This is a genomic window from Bacteroidia bacterium (genome assembly GCA_020852255.1).
Taxonomy (GTDB): Bacteria; Bacteroidota; Bacteroidia; order JADZBD01; family JADZBD01; genus JADZBD01.
The window spans coordinates 12,435-32,668 of record JADZBD010000008.1; the positions used below are offsets into that span (position 1 = coordinate 12,435).

Consider the following 20,234-nt stretch of genomic DNA (forward strand, 5'->3'; position numbering starts at 1 on the left):
CATGAGGCGTATCCTTTTCCTGTTCCTGATGATGGCCTTTGTGTTGCCTCCGCTTCTTCGTGCGTCGGAGAAAGATTCCCTTTTTACTTTGCTTCGCTCCGGAGGGCTTCGGGATTCGGCGAAGTGTAAACTGCTGTATGAAATCGCCTATTATTATTCTAAAAAGGATCCCGACAGCTGTCGTTACTACGGAAAGAAAACACTGGAGTATGCTGTCTCAATCGGAAACCGCAAGTACGCAGCCATGTCTTATGGTGTGATCGGGCTCTCCCTGTTTAACCAGGGCGAATACATCAGAGCATTGGAACAAAACGAGATGGCCCGGAAAATAGCGGAGCAGGATAAAGACACGGTTTTGCTGGGAAATATTTATAATAATCTCGGTAACAACTTCCGAAAGATCGGTAACGCTGAAAAGGCGGCTAAGTTTTATTTTATGACCATCGAGATCAAGGAAAAACTGAACGATAAAAAGGGACTGGCCTCGGTGTACAATAACCTGGGAAACCTTTACAACGATCAGCGCCGGCAGGATAAATCACTGGAATATCACCTGCGATCGCTGAAGCTGAAAGAAGAGCTGGGCGATGAGAAGGGACTGGCAGCCTCCTACAACAATATCGGTGGTATTTTCCAGGAACAGGAACTGTTCGATAAAGCGCTGGAATACCATCATAAGAGTCTCTTAATTAAGGAAAAACTGAAGGATAAGAAGGGACAGGGATCGTCGCTGGGAAATATAGGCATCACTTATGCAAAAATGGGAGAGTTGTCGAAAGCGCTGGAATTCACGCAGCGGTCAATAAAAATCAAAGAAGAGATTAACGATCAGGACGGACTGGCTAGTTCACTTATTACACTGGGAGAGATTTACTTTAAAAGAAAGGACCTGGTGAATGCCCGGCAGAGTTTTTTGCAAGCCCGGGAGTTGGCACAGCGGGTACATTCGCTGCGCATGCGTCTGCTGGCGGCGGACTGGCTGGCACAAACCACCGAAAAATCCGGCATGATGAAGGATGCCGCTTTTTTTTACAAAGAGTACGCTGTACTGAAAGACAGCCTGATCAGTGAGGAAACCAGCCGCCAGATGAACGAGCTGAATATGTTCTATGAAACGGAGAAGAAGCAAGCCACCATCAAAGAACTGGAACAATCGCAGCGGATCAACGCGCTTGAGATTAAAAATAACCGCGGAAAAATCGCCCTGCAGCGCTTCGGATTGATTGGAGCCGGAATCATCCTTGCGCTGATTTGCTGGATGGCCTACCAGTTTTATAAAAGCAGGAACAAGGAAAAACAGGCAGGCCGCATCATACAAATGCAAAAGGAAATACTTGAGGAGAAGAACCGGGATATCATTGACAGTATCAATTATGCCCGTCGTATTCAGTCAGCCGTATTACCTTCAGAGCAGGTACTTCAGGAGCATTTTTCTGAATCATTTGTTATTTACCGGCCCCGTGATATTGTAGGTGGAGACTTTTACTGGGTGGCACGGAGCGGCGATTATAGTTTTATTGCGGTGGCCGATTGTACCGGACACGGTGTGCCGGGAGGATTTATGAGTATGCTCGGGATTTCCTTTCTCGATGAAATAGTGCTGGAAAAGAAAGTAGAGGACCCGGCGGATATCCTCGACCTTCTTCGTCTGAAAGTAATCGTTGCCCTTAAACAGGGTGGGGGAGAAGCAAGCAGAGACGGGATGGATATTGCGCTGCTGCGCCGGAGTGAATCGTCCGGTGAAATCCTGTTCGCAGGTGCCATGAGCAGAGTGGTGGTGATCACGGAGGGAGAAAGCAGAGAGTACCGCGGAGATAAACAACCCGTTGGCGTTTTTCTGGAAGAGCAGAAGCAATTTTCCCAGAAAAAGATAGAAAGCAGGGCAGGCAGCATGATCTATCTCTTTACCGATGGCATAGCGGACCAGTTCGGCGGACCGAAAGGAAAGAAATTCAAGCATAGGAATTTCGTAAAACTGCTCCAGGCGCATGCGACAGAACCAATTGATAATCAGGAGAATAGCATATTATCCAGCATCAATTCCTGGCGGGGTTCTTTTGAGCAGGTGGACGATGTTACCCTGATCGGAATTCGTTTGTAGATGGTACGAAAGTTGTACCTGCACGGCAGGTTGTCTATATTTGTTAGTATGAAAAGAAAGTTATTCCTCCGCTCCTTGTTTGGCGCCCTCGCTCTTTCCTTGGTTCTTGTATCCTGTCAGCCTGATGATCCGGAACCTACCCCTACGGACGACCGGGATAAGTTTGTAGGATCGTGGACTTGTCAGGAATCCAGTTCCCAGACAGGCAATTCTACCTTTACGGTACACATTAACAAGTCGGCAACGAGTTCCTCCCAGATCGAGATCGAGAATCTTTATAATGCGGGATTCAGCAACAAGGCGACGGCGAATGTGAGCGGAAATAATTTTTCAGCGAGCAACCAGCCGTACACGAGCTTTATCATTACTTCGCTGAGCGGCAATTCCACCGGCTCTACTACGCTTACGATGAATTACATCATTCAAAACGGAAGTATTTACGACACCTGCTCAGCGAATTGCACGAAGCAGTAAAATCAGATTCCCGTATAATTAAAAGGGGTGATCTTTTTTAATTCCCTTTTTACTTTCTCCCCCACTTTTAGTTTCCCGATGAATGCATGCAGGGATTCCTTGGTGATCTTCTCATTCTTTCGTGTAAGTTCTTTGAGGGCTTCATAAGGATTGGGATATCCTTCACGGCGCAGGATTGTCTGGATCGCTTCAGCCACTACGGCCCAGTTATCTTCCAGATCTCTTTCGAGGATCTTTTTGTTAAGCAATAGTTTTTCGATGCCCTTCATCATGGAAGCGTAGGCGATGAGGGAGTGGGCAAATGGAACTCCCACCACGCGCAATACGGTGGAATCAGTGAGATCACGCTGCAGCCGGGAAACCGGAAGCTTAGACGAGAGATGTTCAAAAAGTGCATTGGCCACACCTAAGTTTCCTTCGGCATTCTCAAAATCTATGGGATTCACCTTATGCGGCATAGCGCTGGAACCGACCTCTCCTTTTTTGATCGTTTGCTTGAAGTACTCCAGGGAAATATAGGTCCAGATATCTCGATTGAAATCAATAAACAATGTATTGATCCGCTTCAGGCAGTCGAACAGTGCAGCCAGATTATCATAATGCTCGATCTGTGTGGTGAAGCGGGATCGTTTCAGCTCCAGTACGCCGTTGACCAGGTGATCAGCAAAGGCAGGCCAGTCGAGGTTAGGATACGCGGCAACGTGGGCATTAAAATTTCCCGTTGCTCCTCCGAATTTTGCTGAGAAAGGAATATCCAGTAATTGCAGCAGTTGTTCCTCAAGCCGTTCTGCAAAAACACTGATCTCCTTACCGAGACGGGTTGGGGAGGCCGGTTGTCCGTGTGTTCGCGCCAGCATGGGAATTTTATCCCATTCCTTCGCTTTTTTTCTCCAGATGTCAAGAATCCCGGAAAGTTCCGGAACAATCACATCTTCCATCACCTCCTTTAATAAAAGAGGAACGGACGTATTATTGATATCCTGGGAGGTTAACCCGAAGTGGATGAATTCTTTTTGTGCCCCCAGACCCAGTTTCTCAAAGCGCTCTTTCAAAAAATATTCCACCGCTTTCACATCATGATTTGTGATCTTCTCAATGTCTTTGATCTGCTGTGCATCTTTCGTGCTGAAAGAGGTGTACAGTTTGCGAAGGGAATTGTACTTGCTTTTAGGAACGGATCGCAGAGGTGGCAGCGGGAGGCTGCAAAGCGCGATAAAATACTCTACTTCCACCAGCACACGGTACCTCAGGAGCGCTTCCTCGGAAAAATAAGCGCTTAACACGTGCGTAATGCGCCGGTAACGACCGTCAACGGGAGAAATGGCAGAAAGCGGGGAGAGTTCCATGAAAAGAATACGTGAAGGTACGATTTATCCTGCAATTTTCCGGACTCCCTGTACGAATACCGCCGCTGCGTGTTTGAGTTCGGATGCTGTATGCGCCGCGCTGATAAAACCAACTTCATATCCGCTGGGACCGAGATAAATCCCATGCTCCAGCAAATAATGATAAAGAGTCGAAAATCTTTTCATGCTTTCATGATCCACCTCATCGGCTCTCCGGATCTGTTTTTTATCGGTGAAGGTGAACCAGAAAATGGAGCCCAGATGCCATATCCGGAACCCGGGAACATCTTTTGTTCCTGAATGTACCGCTTTCACAAAATCCTTAGTTTTCTTTTCCAGTTTCTGGTAAAATCCTTTTCGCAGGCAGGCCTTTAACTGGGCTATCCCGGCCGACATCGCTACAGGGTTACCGCTGAGCGTACCGGCCTGGTATACTTTTCCTTCGGGTGCAATCATGGACATGATCCTTGCAGAGGAAGCATACGCACCTACCGGAAATCCGCCGCCGATGATCTTGCCAAATGTGAAAATGTCCGGTTTTACCTTGTAATATCCATAAGCCCCTTCAAACCCCAAACGAAATCCCGAGATCACTTCATCAAAAATGAGCAAGGCACCTTCTGCCGAACATTTCTTCCGCAAAAAGGAAAGAAACTCCTTCCGCTGCAGCAGCAGTCCATTGTTCGCGGGCACAGGCTCGATGATAACACAGGCAATACTGTTGGGATGTTCTTTGAAGGCTTTTTCAACACCGGCTTCGTCGTCCAGGTGACACACCAGGGTGTTCTCTGCAATAGCGTCAGGAACTCCGGCTGAAGAGGAATTTCCGTGGGTGACGAGTCCTGATCCTGCTTTTACCAGTAATGAATCCGAATGCCCGTGATAGCAGCCTTCAAATTTCAGCAGCTTCGTACGTCCGGTATATCCTCGTGCCATACGGATTGCAGACATAACAGCTTCCGTACCGCTGGAAACAAAGCGCATTTTTTCTATTCCGCGGTGATGCGTGATAATCAGCCGGGCCAGTTCATTTTCTAAAGCGGTGGGTGCACCGAACGAAGATCCTGCGCGCAGGGCTTTCACGGCTGCTTTGGTTACGAATTCGGGCGCATGGCCGTGGATGAGAGGTCCCCAGCTTCCGCAAAAATCCAGGTATTCATTTCCGTCTGCATCCCAGATCCGGCTTCCTTTACCTTTGGAGATGAACAGGGGGGTTCCTCCAACCGAACGGAATGCTCTTACCGGAGAATTAACTCCTCCGGGGAACAAATTAACAGCGGCGGAAAATAGTGACTTTGATTTGGTGTGATTCATAAAGACCGGTTCTAATTTAAAACCATGGGGCAATTGGCGATTGAATTTTCAATTTGGAGATTTGTGGTGAGGGGATAAGGATACTAAGATAGAGAGATATTGGGGAATAGAGATATTGGGGATATAAAGGGACAGAGATATATAGATGGATATTAAGATATATAAATATATAGAAAGAGGGGATTTATAGTTATTGGGAGATAGACCAACAAAAGTCATTGAATGGGAGAGTCAAAATATATAGAGTTAGAGAACCTGGAAGTATATAAGGCAGCGCTGCGACTTTCAGAAATTGCATGGGCCGTATTCCAGCGTTTACCAAGGCATCTGCAGTTTTCAATAGGCGACCAGTTTATCAGATCATCTGATTCGATTGGCGCCAATATTGCTGAGGCTTATGGAAGGTATAGTTATTTAGACCGGATCAGAATTTTATATATCGCACGAGGATCTTACTTTGAAAGTTGTAAACATTGGCTCCAATTGTTGGAAAAACGTTCATTAATTAGCAGGGAACATTTCCAGGATTATAAAGCCACTGGCAAGAATTTGGAGTATAAGTTGAATAGGTGGATCAAGTCCTTACGTGAATTGAAAAAGGATCTGTAATTTCCCCAATACCTCATATATCTCTATATTTCTATATTTCTATATTTCTATATCTCTATATCTCTATATCTCTATATCTTCGTACCCATGAAATTCGAATATAACCAGTCATTTGCCCTGAATCTTGATAATGCGGACCCCCTGCGAGCATTCCGGGAGCGTTTCTATTTTCCGATGCTAAATGAGGAACCGGTGGTGTATTTCACAGGGAATTCACTGGGTCTCCAGCCAAAAACGGCACAGGAGTATATTCTGGATGAGTTGGAAGACTGGGCCAGCTTCGGGGTGGAAGGTCATGTGCATGCGCGAAACCCCTGGACTCCTTACCACGAATGGTTCGCGGGCCCACTCTCCCGGGTTGTGGGCGCAAAGGAAACCGAAGTGGTGGCTATGAACCAGCTTACAGTTAACCTGCACCTCCTCATGGTGTCTTTTTACCGCCCGACCGCACAACGGTATAAGATCATTTGCGAAGCTAGGGCTTTTCCCAGCGATCAGTATGCTATTGCCTCTCAGGTTCGCTTTCACGGTTTTGATCCTTCCACGGCGGTCATTGAAGTGGCACCCCGAAAAGGGGAATACCTGCTACGTGATGAAGATATTTTAAATACCATCCGGGAACATGGAAAGGAGACCGCACTGGTATTGTTTGGCGGAATCAATTACCTGAGCGGACAGTTTTTTGACTTGGAAGCTATTACCCGCGCGGCGCATGAAGCCGGTGCGGTGGCGGGTTTCGATTTGGCGCATGCCGCCGGAAATGTCCGACTGAACCTGCACCACTGGAATGTGGATTTTGCCTGCTGGTGCAGCTATAAATATCTTAACTCCGGCCCGGGATCGGTGGCGGGTGCTTTCATTCACGAGAAACATCACGCGAAAGATCTGCCAATGTTTGCCGGATGGTGGGGGCATAATAAAAAGGACCGCTTTCTCATGGGAGCAACTTTTGATCCTATCCCGACTGCGGAAGCCTGGCAGCTTAGTAATGCACCGGTACTCATCATGGCTGCGCACAGGGCTTCGCTCGAACTATTTGAACAGGCGGGAATGGAGCGTTTGGTCGAGAAACAACATACGCTTACAGGATACCTGGAGTTTCTGATCCGGGACCTGAATGTTCAGCTGGAGAAAAATGAAAAAGCGGTGCGTCTTGAAATTATCACTCCGTTGGAAAAGGAAAGAAGAGGTTGCCAGTTGAGCATTGTGGCACATGGCGCAGGGAAAGAATTATTTACACGGATGATCGAAAGCGGGATCATCGCTGATTGGCGGGAACCAAATGTGATCCGCGTTGCTCCGGCACCCATCTATAATTCTTACGAGGACTGCTACCGGTTCCGTAAGATTCTCGGGCAACTGCTGGGTGTTAACTGAGTACTGCTTTTTCTTTGCTGACTGTACGGCCCGGATATACTTTCAGTGCGTTTTCCAGACAGGCCATGGCATTCTTCAGATCCTCCCGTTTAAGCACATAGGCAATACGGACCTCGTTGGTTCCGCTGCCGGGTGTGGAATAAAACCCTGATGCGGGAGCGAACATTACAGTTTGCTTCTGATATTCGAATGATTCCAGCAGCCACTGGCAAAATTTATCCGAATTGTCAATGGGCAGGCGTGCAATGCAGTAAAATGCTCCGCTGGGTTTGGGACAAAATACCCCCTCCATTTTATTCAGCGCTTCAATGACGTAATCGCGGCGGGCCACATATTCCTGTATCACCTTATCGAAATATTCTTTCGGTGTGTTCAACGCGGCTTCACCGCCGATTTGTCCGAAAGTGGGCGGACTAAGCCGGGCCTGGGCGAACTTAAGAGCGGCGGCCATTACTTCTTTATTCTTCGAAATCAGCGCGCCGATACGGGCACCGCAGGCACTGTACCTTTTGGAAATGGAATCCAGAAGAATCACATTGTTCTCAATACCTGAGAGGTGCATTACTGAAACATATTCTTTCCCATCGTAACAAAACTCGCGGTACACTTCATCAGAAAGAAGAAAGAGATTATGTTTTTTTACAAGCTCCTTCAGCTGTTCCAGTTCCTGGCGGGTGTATAAATAACCGGTAGGATTGCCGGGATTGCATATCATGATACCCCGTGTTTTGGGAGTGATCATTTTCTCAAATTCGGAAATGGGAGGCAATGCAAAACCGCTTTCTATATGGGAACCGATGGGTTTGATGACCACATCAGCGGAAACTGCAAAGCCGTTGTAATTGGCATAAAACGGTTCCGGGATAATCACCTCATCGCCCGGATTAAAACAGGTCTGGAACGCAAAGGAGAGTGCTTCAGACCCGCCGGTAGTAATAATAATTTCGGACGCTGAAACAGGAATATTGAAACGATTATAATACTCCGCAAGCTTTGTACGATAGGATTCAATCCCGGCAGAGTGCGAATACTCCAGCACCTTCAGGTCGGCCTTCCGGATGGCGTCCAGCATACTGGCCGGGGTTTCAATATCCGGCTGACCGATGTTGAGATGGTAAATTTTGATTCCTCGTTTTTTGGCCGCATCAGCATAGGGTACCAGTTTGCGGATGGGGGACGGAGGCATGCTGTTCGCCTTATTGGAAATTCCGGGCATGGTGTAGGATTTGGAATGGTAAAATTAAGAAAAAAGCAGGGTTACTTGCCCGACTTATTCTTGAGCACAACACCTTTGAAACGAAGTTCGTGCGGTGATCCTGTGGCGTTGGAAATCACCTGTATGGTGCGGTCCTGCCGGTCAAACTTGTTTTTTGTATCAAATTTAACCTTGATCTTTCCTTTCTGGCCGGGCAGTACAGGCTCTTTGGGAAATTCAGTGGTAGTGCATCCGCAGGTAACTTTGATCTCTGTAATGATGATGGGAGCGCCGCCTGTGTTCTTAAATTCGTATTCCAGTGTCACCACCTCTCCTTCCTTCACAAATCCGAAGTTCTTTTTACTGTCAGTAAACGCGAGTGTGGCTCCCGGGGCAGTTTGTGAAAAGCCCCGGCAGTGAAATACCGGGGCGAATGCGATCAGTAAAAAAAGGAGCGCGCTCCTCATGCCAAAACTATTTAGGTGTGGTTCCGGTAGGCGCTGGAACCGGCGTATTGGGTGCGGGCTGATTTGCGTTGGGATCGGCCTTCACCTGTCCTTTGATGCGAATGATCTTGGTACCGCTCTTTGCATTGGACATTACTGTGATGGTCTTCTCAAAACTTCCCACCCGCTTGGTATCGTATTTTACCTTGATCACTCCGGTTTCGCCCGGCTTAATCGGCTCCTTGGGAGGTGTGGGAACTGTGCATCCGCAGGATCCCGTGGCACTCTGGATGATCAGCGGCTCTTTACCGGTATTCTTGAACTTGAATTCCCTCTCTCCGTTGGAATTGTATTCAATCGTACCATAATCTACCACATCATTCTCAAAACTGATCTCCGGTGCATTCGGATTGTCATTAACGGGAGGAGTAGTTGTAGGTTGTTGCGCCTGCACTGTAACCACCGCGGCAACGGCCATTAGCAGAGTAAGAAATGTCTTTTTCATCTTCGGTTTCTTAGAGGTTAGTTTTTAATACCTGTATTATTATTGTTCCCGGGAAACTGCTCTTCCTGAGGAGGCGCATCGATCTTTCCTTTAATGGTAATGATCTTGGGAGAATTCTTCGCGTTGGATGTCACATTCACCGTCTTGGTGAAAGCCCCGATCCTGTTGCTGTCATATTTCACTTTTATCACTCCGCCCTGTCCCGGCATAATGGGCTCCTTAGGGTATGAGGGAACCGTACATCCGCAGGAAGCCTGCGCATTCTGAATGATCAGAGGTTCCTTCCCTGTGTTTTTGAACTTGAACTCAAACTCGCAGGGAGCACCTTTCTGCAGTGTTCCGAAATCATGCGCATCGGTCTCAAATACGATTTCAGGCGCGGTCGGACTGGTATTCGGAGCCGGCGAGGTTGGCGGAGTGGGAGGGGTGGGCGTCAGCGATTGTGAACCGGTGGGCGCAATTACTCCCTTGGGAGGATCTTTCTTTGTGTCCTGGGCAGAAAGACCTGCGGCGATCATGGCACAGCAGGCCAAAAGAATCAGTTTTTTCATTTTTTCTTTGTTAACGGGTATCAAATATACTCAAATCAGGATGGTTCATTTATCCGTTTGGTTGCATCTAAAATCATGCCAGTTATCGGCCGGGTTCTCAATGAAAACAGGCAGGAATCCCATACCAAAATTCTAATTTTTCCCACCCGAAGCGAGATAACTATTCATTTTAGTGATCCAGTCGGTGATTTTAAAGAATTGAATAACAACATATTAACGTTTTTTAATAATAAATGTTACAACAACAAATGTAATAACAACTAATTTAGCCTAAAACTAAAAAACATGAAAGCAGCCCTTCTAAGCGGAGCAGTCATCGCCACAGTAGCGTTTACCCCCGCAACCAAAACCGAAACAGTTACCTGGAAAATTGACACTTCTCATACAAAGGTCGCCTTTTCCGTAACGCACATGATGATTTCAGAGACCACCGGAAAATTTAAAATCTATGAAGGTAAAGTAAGCAGCACCGGTACCGACTTTCAGAATGCGAGCGTTGAGTTCTCCGTAGATGTGAACAGCATTAACACCGACGATGAGAACCGTGACAAGCATCTGAAGAGTGAGGATTTCTTCCATGCGGAGAAGTACCCAAAGATGACTTTTAAAAGCAAGAGCTTTAAAAAGGAGAAGGGAAACAACTACAAGTTAACCGGTGACCTTACCATCCGGGATGTAACGAAAACCGTCACTTTTGACGTGGTTCACAACGGCACGGTGAAGAGTCCCTGGGGACAGGAGGTGGCCGGGTTCAAACTTTCGGGCAAGATCAACCGTGTGGAGTACGGCCTCAAATGGAATGCGCTGCTGGAAGCCGGAGGAATGACGGTGAGCGAGGAGGTGCAGATCCATTGTGCTGTGGAACTGATCAAGGATAAGAAGTAGGCTTTCGGGGGAATTTTCACTGAGAGAATTCCCCCTTTTTTATACTTTTGATTGGATGAGACTGGAAGACGAGATCAGGCAGACCAAAGGATTCCGGAATCCGCTGGAGAGAACCCTTGTAAATATACATTTTACCAGTCGCTGGCTGGAAGGGCTGCAGGCAGAATTTATGCGTCCGCATGATCTGACGATTCAACAGTATAACATCCTTCGCATTCTTCGGGGTGCTCACCCCGAACCTGTCACCGTGAAAACACTCAGGGAAAGAATGCTCGATAAGATGAGCGATACTTCCCGGCTGGTTGAAAAGTTGCGTAAGAAGGGAATGATCAGCAGAAAACTCTGCAAATCCGACCGGCGGAACGTAGACGTAACCATCACCGAAAAGGGAATTGCAACCTTGTCGGAGATAGACCATGCATTCACCGGGCTTTATAGGAAACTGGAAGTGCTGCCCGAAAAGGAGATCATTCTGCTGGGAGAACTTCTCGACCGCATCAGGGGGTGAGGGAATTTCCCTTATTTTCGTTCTTCATTTCATATGGAGATCCCCAAAACATACGATCCCGCCAACGTTGAAGACAAATGGTACCGCTACTGGAGCGAGAACGGTTTTTTTCGTTCGCTTCCTGACCACCGCGAACCCTACACGATTGTAATCCCGCCTCCCAATGTAACGGGTGTACTTCACATGGGACATATGCTGAACAACACCATTCAGGATGTGTTGATCCGTCGTGCGAGAATGCTCGGAAAAAATGCCTGCTGGGTACCGGGCACCGACCACGCATCCATTGCAACAGAAGCAAAAGTGGTGCAGATGCTCCGGGAAAGGGGAATTAAAAAATCAGACCTTTCCCGCGAACAGTTTCTGAAGTACGCATGGGAATGGAAGGAAAAGTATGGAGGAATCATCCTTGAGCAACTGAAAAAGCTGGGCGCTTCCTGTGACTGGGAACGCACACGCTTCACAATGGATCCTGATTTGAGTGAGGCAGTGACCGATACGTTTATAGACCTCTACCGGAAGGGTTATATCTACCGCGGGTTGCGCATGGTTAACTGGGATCCTGTGGGATTAACCGCCGTTTCCGACGAAGAAGTGATCCATAAAGAGGTCAATTCCAAACTTTATTATGTTCGCTACCGCATTGAAGGAAGCGCGGAGGAGTGGATCACGATTGCTACCACACGTCCTGAAACTATTCTGGGTGATACTGCCGTGTGCGTTCACCCCGAAGATGAACGTTATGCCCACCTTAAAGGACGTAGTGTCATTATTCCCATCGTGAACCGGCGCGTTCCAGTTATTTTTGATGACTATATAGACCGTGAGTTCGGTACCGGTGCTTTAAAAGTTACTCCCGCCCATGATGTGAATGATTATGCCATCGGGTTGAAACATAAACTGGAGGTGATAGATACCCTTGCTCCCAACGGAACCATGAGCGAAGCGGCCGGGTTTTATATCGGAGAAGACCGTTTTGCAGTGAGAAAGAAAATAGCGAAGGACCTGGAAGCAGCCGGACATATGGTGAAGGTGGAGGACATCCGGAACAAAGTGGGATTCTCAGAACGGACAGACGCAGTGATTGAACCAAAATTATCACTGCAATGGTTCGTGAACATGAAGGGAATTTCAGCGCAGGCACTGAATGCCGTAGTTTCGGGAGAAGTGAAGCTGGTGCCGGATAAATTCAACAATACCTACCGGCACTGGATGGAGAATGTGCAGGATTGGTGTATCTCACGGCAACTATGGTGGGGGCAGCGTATTCCTGCCTGGTATGATCAGGAGGGCGAGGTGTACGTGGCAAAAACTGAGGCAGAGGCCCTTAAACTGTCGGGCGGCAAAAAGGTACGGCAGGATGAAGATGTTCTGGATACATGGTTCTCTTCCTGGCTGTGGCCGATTACGGTATTTGATCCGAAAGTAATTGGCGCAGGAAAGGGATACCAGGGGAATGCGGATATCAATTACTATTATCCCACCAATGACCTGGTTACTGCCCCCGAGATACTTTTTTTCTGGGTAGCCCGCATGATTATTGCAGGATATGAATACCGCGGAAAGAAACCCTTCGAAAATGTGTACCTGACCGGTATTGTGCGCGATAAGCAGGGAAGGAAAATGAGTAAGTCGCTGGGAAATTCTCCGGATCCGCTCGGACTCATAGAGAAATACAGTGCGGATGGCGTAAGGGTGGGTATGCTTTTATGTTCTCCCGCAGGAAATGATCTTCTTTTTGACGAGAGTTACTGCGAGCAGGGCCGGAATTTTGCCAATAAAATATGGAATGCTTTCCGGCTCATAAAAAGTTTCAGCACGGGAGGTGAAACATCCGACAGCAACCGCAGTGCCATGCAGTGGTTCCATTCCCGTTTTGCCGAGCAGCAGCACATCATCAATGATCATTACCGGAAGCTTCGCATTAGCGACGCGCTGATGACTACCTATAAACTGGTGTGGGATGATTTCTGCAGCTGGTATCTTGAAATGATCAAGCCGGAGTTCAAAGACGGGAAACCGCAACCCCTGGATCGTGAAACCCTCGACCAAACGATTGAGTTTTTTGAGGACCTTCTCCGCCTGTTACATCCTTTTATGCCGTTTATCACAGAAGAGCTCTGGAGCCTTATCTGTGAACGAGGTAAGGACCGGCTGATTGCGGCGCCCTGGCCGGTACCCGGCGAACCGGATCGTAAACTGCTGTCGCACATCTCCCTGCTGCAGGGATGGGCCGAAGGAATTAAGAAGGAGAAAAATAAACAGGGGCTCAAAATGAGGGAGCCCGTGATTCTGGCGCATAAGAATGCAGAATTTTTACTCGATCACCGCGACCTTGCCCTCAAGGTCACCGGAGCAGAAGATATGGTGCCGCTTGAACAGGTGGTGGGTAATGTGATGCTCAATACCTCCGGAACAGTTGCCGCAGAGGCTGGTGAGCGGAACAAAGCAGAGTACTCACTCTACTTCAGTTTTCCTAATAGCAGCAAGGACAATTCAAAGGAACTGCTGGAAGAGCTTGCCTATCAGCAGGGTTTTCTTGAATCGGTCAATAAGAAGTTGTCCAACGAAAAATTTGTTCAGAACGCGAAGCCGGATCTGGTAGCGACCGAGCGGAGGAAGAAGTCCGACGCCGAAGCGCGGATCAGAGCTATTGAGGAGCAGTTAGGGAAGAAGCCGTAGGTTCTTCACGTAAAATATCCGTTAGTATCCGGTTCATTTCATTTGCCTCGTTGAGGGTCATAAAATGCCCGCCGTTTTTCACGGAAATATCGCAACGGACAAAGCGTGCAGGCAGGATCTTGTCGCGGGTGCCGTGGATGTGAACGAGATCGGGTGTAGGCGTACAGTTTTCCCAGCATACTACCTGGTCAACAGCCCATTTCAGAAATGCAGGATCTGTTCCGGCGATGATATCCCTGAGCAGTTTCTTTTCCTCAGCGCATCGCGCATCGAAGAGCCAGTTGGTAAAGGGATTTGTCCCCCTCAGAATTCCCGATGTGAGGATTTTATGTAAACGGATCTTTCCGGCAAGACGGTAATAATAAGGAATTTCGTTTTTTGTTTTGGCGGATGCGATCAGGATTACCTTGCGGGGAGTGATGTGCTTGGCCATTTCAACAGCAACCATTCCGCCAAAAGAGAGCCCGATCAGCACTGGCTCCGGCGATGTAATCTGCGTGAGGAGTCGTGCCGCATACTGATCCAGTCTTTCGCGGGGTTCCGGCATTATATACTTGATGTGTGTTAAAGTGAAGCCGGGAAGGTGGAGTTTATGAAATATCCTTTCATCGGCTCCAAGCCCGCTGAAGAGATATATTTTTTTTACTTCAGGCATGCGTGTATTCTATTCCGGGAGGGAAGCCGGAGGTGCAGGCGTTAATGGAAATATTGGTTGAAGATTTTAAAAGAAGCTTGAATCTCTTTTACCGTTGTTTCCGCTTCTTTCTGGTCTGCCGCGGTTCCCAGCTTTTCCACCAATTCCATGTACGGAAGCAGCCATTTATGCAGTTCGTCGTGCGCCGGGCCTTCCATGGTGCAATTAGAGGTGAGCAGGTCTGTGTGAGATTGCAACCGGGCAGCCAGACCGGTATAATCGCTTAGGCCGGCCGGAGAAAATGCGCTTAGTTCCTTTTCCATGTTGCGTAGATGAATAAGCATAAGGGAATCCACCACCCATTTTTCACCCTGGTTCAGTGCAAGGGCATCCTCTTCGTGGTGATCATGAGGTGTTCCGGAGATCGTATCCTGGGTTGAAACATTCGGTGTGCCGCTCTCTGTTTCCCCGCACGAGGGGAGCAGGAGGGAAAGGAAAATGATGAGATGGAATGGTTTCATAATGAATGTTCCGGCCAGGTTACAAAGGTCGGACCGGAAGGTTCTGTATTCTATGAGCAGCATCAAGCTTTAATACCTCAGCTGCCTGCGAAAGAAATTCCACAAAATGTAAAAACACACCTCCACATCCTGTCGTAATTTTGGATCATGATGCTAAACATGACCGACTTCCGCGGAAGGGGCGCCCAGCTGGTGCTCAAAAACCCCTTTCTGAAACATCACTACGCACAGGAGCATAAAGAATGTGCCGATGAACCGCTGCATTCTGACCTGAGGACCAGGTATTTTGAGGAAACATCCCGGCGAATCATTAATAAAGTGGATAGTCCGGATATTCCCTTGCCCTACAGCGCAAATCCCTACCAGGGCTGTGAACATGGCTGTGTTTACTGTTACGCCCGCCCAACCCACGAATACTGGGGCTTTAATGCGGGGGTGGATTTTGAGCGGAACATTATTATTAAGAAGAATGCAGCAGAGCTTCTTCGGAAAGAGCTTTTGCGAAAATCATGGGTCGTGGAACCCATCATGCTCTCCGGGAACACCGACTGCTACCAGCCGGTGGAACAAAAGCTGGAACTTACCCGCCAAATGCTGCAAGTTTGCCTGGAATTCCGTCAGCCGGTTTCCATTATCACTAAAAATTCTCTCATTCTGCGCGACCTCGACATTCTCCGCGAAATGGCTTCACTGCACCTTGTAAAAGTGATGGTATCCGTAACAACACTGGATGAAAAACTCCGGTTGCGCCTCGAACCACGTACAACTACTTCCACGGAAAGACTGCGCGCTATCAGTGAACTCAGCAGAGCAGGTGTGCCAACGGGTGTCATGTCGGCACCCATCATCCCCGGTCTGAACAGTATGGAAATACCAGCCATCATAAAGGCTGCTTCCGAAGCGGGAGCTGTAACGGCAGGCTATACCATGGTACGGCTCAATGGCGCTGTGGCAGAAATCTTTTCAGACTGGCTGCGCCGGTACTTTCCGGATCGTTCCGGAAAAATTCTGAACCAGATTCGTGCATCTCATGGGGGTCATCTGCACGACCATCGCCCGGGTGTACGTCTGCAAGGGGAAGGAAAAATAAATGAAGCGATCTCACAATTGTTCCGGAGCGCGATTGAAAAGTACCTCAGGGGAAAAGCAGCTCCTTCCTTCGATCTGTCACTTTTCCGCCGTCCCCTTCAGTCACAATTATCCATGTTCTGAAACGTAATCCTTTCAGGGATGAAAACGCCTCAGCCAGCGATGAAGTGCGATCAGCGCCCAGATGCGGTTGTATAAATAGGCGTTCCCCGGTCTTCGGTAGCGTTCAAGTAGTTCCTGTACCGCCTCGTACTTCACCATGCCGTAATGGAGTATGACTTCCCGCGCAAGGTATTTTTGAATGTATTCTTCCCATCGTTCCTTCAGCCAGCTTTCCAGCGGAAGAGCAAAGCCCTGCTTCGGGCGGCTGAAAAGCTCTGCGGGAAGATGGCGGAAAAGAATTTTTTTCAGAATGTATTTTGTTTCGCCGTTCCGCCATTTCATATTTTCCGGCATGCGGTCTGCCAGTGCAATCACCCGTGGATCCAGGTAAGGCACCCGTACCTCCAGGCTGTAATTCATGCTCGCGCGATCTACTTTTACCAGCAGATCGTCCGGTAAATAATACCTCCGGTCAAAACGGCTTTGCTTTACTGCGGCGGGCCAGTCCGGTTGTATCTCATTCAGATAATCACGGAACCAGCCTTCCCTTACGCCCGGCCCGGTGGTGGTGGCGCGCAACAGTTCTTTTTCGGAAAAGAAGTATTGTTCCTGTGAGAAAATGTGTCCTTCAGTAAAAGTGTCGCGGTTGAAATCAAGCAATTCCGCCACGCGTTTGTTTCGGCTTCCTCCGGAAAGGCGCAGGAGCGATCGAAGCGCAGGCCTGGAGAAACGCAGCAGGGGATGTGCCATCCGCCTGGCCCATTTATAAGTACCGTATCCCATGAACAGTTCGTCGCCGCCCTCACCGGAAAGAGTAACCGTAACGGAATCTTTCGCCAGCTTGCTGACCATCAGCGTGGGTATGGCACTGGAATCTGCGAATGGCTCTCCGTAAATGTCGGTCACCTTATCAAACAACTCCGTGGCATCATCCATTGAAACAATAAAGGGGTGGTGATCGGTACCAAGTTTTTCTGCAACCCTGCGGGCGTACTCTGACTCATCGAAGCGTGATTCCCTGAAACCGATAGAAAACGTTTTTAGCGGTGCGGTACTCACCTTTGTAGCAAGCGCGGTAAGTAAACTAGAATCGATTCCCCCGCTCAGAAAAATACCGGAAGGCACATCGCTTTGTAATTGCAGACGAATACTGTCCAGCAACGTTTCCTCCAAACATACTCCTTCCGGGTCCGCTCTCATTGTATTATTCCCGGAAACCAAAGGTTCGAAACGGTTTTCGGTTAGCTGACGCCCGTTGAATTCAAGATAGTGTCCGGGCCGGAGCTTATAAACGTTTCTGTAAATGCTCTGCGGAGCCGGAATGTATCCAAGGTGAAGGAATAAGGGCACCACCGCTTTGTTTATCCGAAGCGAAAGTCCGGGTATATGCCGAAACGCGTTGATCTCAGATGCAAAATATAAGGTTCCGGAATGATCGTAATGAAAATACAGGGGCTTTATACCGCCGCAGTCGCGGGCAAGCAGGAGGGTATTCTCTTTCCGGTCGTAAATGGCCAGCGCAAACATTCCGTTGAGCATCGGTAACGCGTCCACTCCGAGTTTTGCGTAAAGTTCCAGAAGTGTTTCTGTATCGTTTCCGCTGCGGAGCGGCCTGCCGGAGAGGTGTTCCTGCTGAAGTTGTTTGTAATTGTACACTTCTCCGTTATAAACCATCACATATCTTCCGCAGGACGAGTGCATGGGCTGATTACCCGCGTCCGACAGATCCAGTATCCGCAATCTCCGGTTGCCCAGTCCTGCGTTTTTTTCAATGATTACCTCCCCGGCATCTGGTCCGCGGTGAAGGAGTGAATCATTCACACGGCGAAGTACATCCTCCGTCAGAGGATGATGTTCCGAATAATATCCGCAAATTCCGCACATTATTTTCCGAGCAGGATTCGTTTGCAAATAACCAGTGACCGGGTATGCATAAGAATAGCAGGCCTGCGGCGCACCGCTTTTAAAAAGTACTTGACGGATAATTTTCTGAATCCTGCGAGTGCCAGGTGAAGCGATACATAGGAATCAGCGAAGGCTTCGATCTGAGGCTGATGCGGACCATAAACCTCACGCACTTTTTCATCTGCGAAGGCGTACTGAAGCGCAAGATCCTTCCTCCGGTAAAGTTTAACAGGTTCCGTATGGATCACACTTCTTCCTCCGTGATTAATCATGGTGGATGAAATGCGGGGGTCCACTTTGATGCCGCAGTTGGCTACTACCCGGAGCCAAAGCTCCCAATCCTCGCTACCCGACAACTCGCGGTCTTCATTGAATTTGAATCGGAGTGCGGTGTCCTTCCGGAGAAAAGCGCCGATACAGCTGAGCGGATTTCCTGTGATCAGCAGCCGGGTATCATCGTTCTGTAAACCGGAGGAATCAAAAATAACTTTTCCTTCCGGCTCACGGATCTCGTACGCTACGTGCAGAAAAGCAGGAAAGTTAAAATTCCGGACAGATTCTGCTGCGTTTTCGAGCAGGTCGGGATAGGGAAGGTCATCGGAATCAAGAAAAGTGATGTAATCGCCCTTCGCAAGTGCAGTGCCGGCATTGCGCGCCGCTCCGCGTTCCGAATTGGTGATGCGATGATAGCGTAGACGGGCGTCTGCTCTTTGTCTGACCATTTCTTCCGTACCGTCCGACCCGCCGTCATCCACTACAATCGCTTCATATTCCTGATAGGTTTGGGCTGCAAGGGCGTCAAGGGTGTACTCGAGCAGCACCTTGCGGTTGAAGGTGGGAATGATGACAGAAAAACTGCAGGTTCGCTCAGAGCTCATCATAAAACATTTCAAGTTCCGAGATCATTCGTTCTGTACTGAAATTCTTCACGCTCTCCGGAGCCTGCCGGGAAATCCGCTGGTATTGGTTCCCGTCGCGGTATAATTGCAATACAGCCGTGGCAACGGCCCCCGCATCCCTGAAGGGAACCGCTATTCCGTTTTCCCCGTCGCGCAGCACTTCCGTTGCAATGCCTGAACGGGTGAATACGCCCGGTACACCGGCAGCCATTGATTCAAGATAAACCTGTCCGAATGCTTCGGCCTGCTCGTCCACCGGGATATGTACAAACACATCAAAAAGGGAATACATCGCACGGGGATCCGGGTCAAATTCAAGTATTCGCCAGGAACTGCGGGGTAATGTTCCCAGTATTTTCATGTATTCTTCTTTCTTGTCGCCGCCGGTATTCCCAAGTAAAAGTACGGCCTCCGGGAGTTCCTGAAGGATGATCCGGAATGCTTCAAAAATATAGGTGATTCCCTTCCAGTCTGTAAAACGCGAAATCACTCCGATTTTCCACTGATCGTCCTTCAAACCGTATTTTTTCATGCGATCTGAACGGATTTCAGGATCACGTATGAAATCAACTAATGTCATTCCATGATGAATGACGCGTATCTTTCCGGGATCTGCTCCTTCCCGGTTGCGCAGAACATTAGCAACATTTTCTGAGACGGCAATGATGCGGTGGGATGCCGCATTGATCTTCAGATCGTGTTTAACGGCACGGGGAAAGTACACGTGGTGAAATGTGCTGTGATGGCGTGTGTGCAGGCGGCACGGAATTCCTGCCATCCTCCCGGCCAGTAAACCAAGATAGGATGCTTCAAATAGCTGACAATGCAGAATGTCGGGCTGTTTTTTCTTCAGAAGCCGGTAGATCTTATAACCTGCAGAAAGAAGGTCTTTTTTTCCACGATAGGTAATGAAGGTAACAGGTATTCCGTTTTTTTCCAGGATGGAAGGCAGCGGCCCGGGCTGTTCATGCAGCAGGATCACTTCCTGCCGGTATTTAGCGGCTGAGAGGCCTGAAAATGCCGCTTCGATGGTCCGCGACCGGTTAATATGGGAAATGATATGTATGATATTTCGTCTGTTCATGTTAGCG

General features: G+C 48.5%; 19 protein-coding genes. 8 read left to right on the top strand and 11 right to left on the bottom strand.

All coding sequences use genetic code 11. The features are described 5' to 3' along the window. The first annotated feature begins 1 nt into the window (after position 1). Together IT233_05580 and IT233_05585 are read left to right on the top strand one after the other, a co-directional pair. On the top strand, positions 2 to 2,101 hold the full coding sequence (locus tag IT233_05580; GenBank protein MCC7302093.1) for a tetratricopeptide repeat protein: 2,100 nt from the start codon (positions 2 to 4) through the stop codon (positions 2,099 to 2,101). A gap of 48 nt (positions 2,102 to 2,149) precedes the next feature. Next, entirely contained in the window at positions 2,150 to 2,575 is a 426-nt protein-coding gene (locus IT233_05585) for a hypothetical protein (GenBank protein ID MCC7302094.1), read from the top strand. A gap of 2 nt (positions 2,576 to 2,577) precedes the next feature. Here the strand turns inward: IT233_05585 and purB are convergent, their stop codons facing one another. Further along, the gene (gene purB / locus IT233_05590; GenBank protein ID MCC7302095.1) at positions 2,578 to 3,921 is read right to left on the bottom strand and encodes an adenylosuccinate lyase; all 1,344 of its coding nucleotides are present in this window, start codon (positions 3,919 to 3,921) and stop codon (positions 2,578 to 2,580) included. A 24-nt stretch (positions 3,922 to 3,945) separates the two neighbouring features. Next, a complete protein-coding gene (hemL, locus tag IT233_05595; GenBank protein ID MCC7302096.1) occupies positions 3,946 to 5,235 on the bottom strand; it encodes a glutamate-1-semialdehyde 2,1-aminomutase in 1,290 nt (429 codons plus the stop codon). Between the two features lie 222 nt (positions 5,236 to 5,457). Here hemL and IT233_05600 point away from each other — a divergent pair, with 222 nt between their 5' ends. Both IT233_05600 and kynU read left to right on the top strand, forming a co-directional pair. Then, positions 5,458 to 5,844, top strand: coding sequence for a four helix bundle protein (locus IT233_05600; protein MCC7302097.1), 387 nt, complete (start codon positions 5,458 to 5,460; stop codon positions 5,842 to 5,844). An 87-nt stretch (positions 5,845 to 5,931) separates the two neighbouring features. Then, positions 5,932 to 7,221, top strand: a complete 1,290-nt coding sequence (gene kynU, locus IT233_05605; GenBank protein MCC7302098.1) for a kynureninase — start codon at positions 5,932 to 5,934, stop codon at positions 7,219 to 7,221. Here kynU and IT233_05610 read toward each other — a convergent pair. The 4 genes from IT233_05610 to IT233_05625 are packed head-to-tail and all read right to left on the bottom strand — an operon-like array spanning position 7,214 to position 9,918. Beyond that, entirely contained in the window at positions 7,214 to 8,437 is a 1,224-nt protein-coding gene (locus tag IT233_05610) for a pyridoxal phosphate-dependent aminotransferase (protein MCC7302099.1), read from the bottom strand. The two genes, kynU and IT233_05610, sit on opposite strands and share 8 nt — an antisense overlap. Before the next feature lie 41 nt (positions 8,438 to 8,478). Continuing rightward, the gene (locus tag IT233_05615; protein MCC7302100.1) at positions 8,479 to 8,883 is read right to left on the bottom strand and encodes a DUF1573 domain-containing protein; all 405 of its coding nucleotides are present in this window, start codon (positions 8,881 to 8,883) and stop codon (positions 8,479 to 8,481) included. Between the two features lie 7 nt (positions 8,884 to 8,890). Then, positions 8,891 to 9,367, bottom strand: a complete 477-nt coding sequence (locus IT233_05620; GenBank protein ID MCC7302101.1) for a DUF1573 domain-containing protein — start codon at positions 9,365 to 9,367, stop codon at positions 8,891 to 8,893. Positions 9,368 to 9,384: 17 nt separating this feature from the next. Further along, entirely contained in the window at positions 9,385 to 9,918 is a 534-nt protein-coding gene (locus tag IT233_05625) for a DUF1573 domain-containing protein (protein MCC7302102.1), read from the bottom strand. A 285-nt stretch (positions 9,919 to 10,203) separates the two neighbouring features. On the opposite strand from IT233_05625, the gene IT233_05630 reads away from it, so the two are divergent. Genes IT233_05630 through IT233_05640 form a run of 3 tightly spaced genes read left to right on the top strand, consistent with a single transcriptional unit; the run spans position 10,204 to position 13,993 of the window. Continuing rightward, positions 10,204 to 10,803: a YceI family protein gene (locus tag IT233_05630; protein MCC7302103.1), complete on the top strand. Its 600-nt coding sequence runs from the start codon at positions 10,204 to 10,206 to the stop codon at positions 10,801 to 10,803. A 55-nt stretch (positions 10,804 to 10,858) separates the two neighbouring features. Further along, positions 10,859 to 11,311 (top strand): MarR family transcriptional regulator, encoded by a 453-nt coding sequence (locus IT233_05635; GenBank protein MCC7302104.1) that lies wholly within the window; start codon positions 10,859 to 10,861, stop codon positions 11,309 to 11,311. Positions 11,312 to 11,344: 33 nt separating this feature from the next. After that, on the top strand, positions 11,345 to 13,993 hold the full coding sequence (locus IT233_05640) for a valine--tRNA ligase (GenBank protein MCC7302105.1): 2,649 nt from the start codon (positions 11,345 to 11,347) through the stop codon (positions 13,991 to 13,993). Here the strand turns inward: IT233_05640 and IT233_05645 are convergent. Both IT233_05645 and IT233_05650 read right to left on the bottom strand, forming a co-directional pair. After that, positions 13,962 to 14,648, bottom strand: coding sequence for an alpha/beta hydrolase (locus tag IT233_05645; protein MCC7302106.1), 687 nt, complete (start codon positions 14,646 to 14,648; stop codon positions 13,962 to 13,964). The genes IT233_05640 and IT233_05645 overlap by 32 nt on opposite strands. Positions 14,649 to 14,689: 41 nt before the next feature. Next, complete coding sequence (locus IT233_05650; protein ID MCC7302107.1) at positions 14,690 to 15,211, bottom strand: hypothetical protein; 522 nt, start codon at positions 15,209 to 15,211, stop codon at positions 14,690 to 14,692. A gap of 87 nt (positions 15,212 to 15,298) precedes the next feature. On the opposite strand from IT233_05650, the gene IT233_05655 reads away from it, so the two are divergent. Next, positions 15,299 to 16,360, top strand: coding sequence for a PA0069 family radical SAM protein (locus IT233_05655; protein MCC7302108.1), 1,062 nt, complete (start codon positions 15,299 to 15,301; stop codon positions 16,358 to 16,360). 12 nt (positions 16,361 to 16,372) lie between these two features. Here IT233_05655 and asnB read toward each other — a convergent pair whose 3' ends face one another. From asnB to IT233_05670, 3 genes are read right to left on the bottom strand one after another with little or no spacing between them, the layout of a single operon-like run. Continuing rightward, positions 16,373 to 18,223: an asparagine synthase (glutamine-hydrolyzing) gene (gene asnB / locus IT233_05660; protein MCC7302109.1), complete on the bottom strand. Its 1,851-nt coding sequence runs from the start codon at positions 18,221 to 18,223 to the stop codon at positions 16,373 to 16,375. Next, positions 18,223 to 19,122, bottom strand: a complete 900-nt coding sequence (locus tag IT233_05665) for a glycosyltransferase family 2 protein (protein ID MCC7302110.1) — start codon at positions 19,120 to 19,122, stop codon at positions 18,223 to 18,225. The genes asnB and IT233_05665 overlap by 1 nt, the downstream gene beginning before the upstream one ends. After that, positions 19,112 to 20,227: a glycosyltransferase gene (locus tag IT233_05670; protein ID MCC7302111.1), complete on the bottom strand. Its 1,116-nt coding sequence runs from the start codon at positions 20,225 to 20,227 to the stop codon at positions 19,112 to 19,114. Before IT233_05670 ends, IT233_05665 begins: the two co-directional genes overlap by 11 nt. Positions 20,228 to 20,234 lie beyond the last annotated feature (7 nt).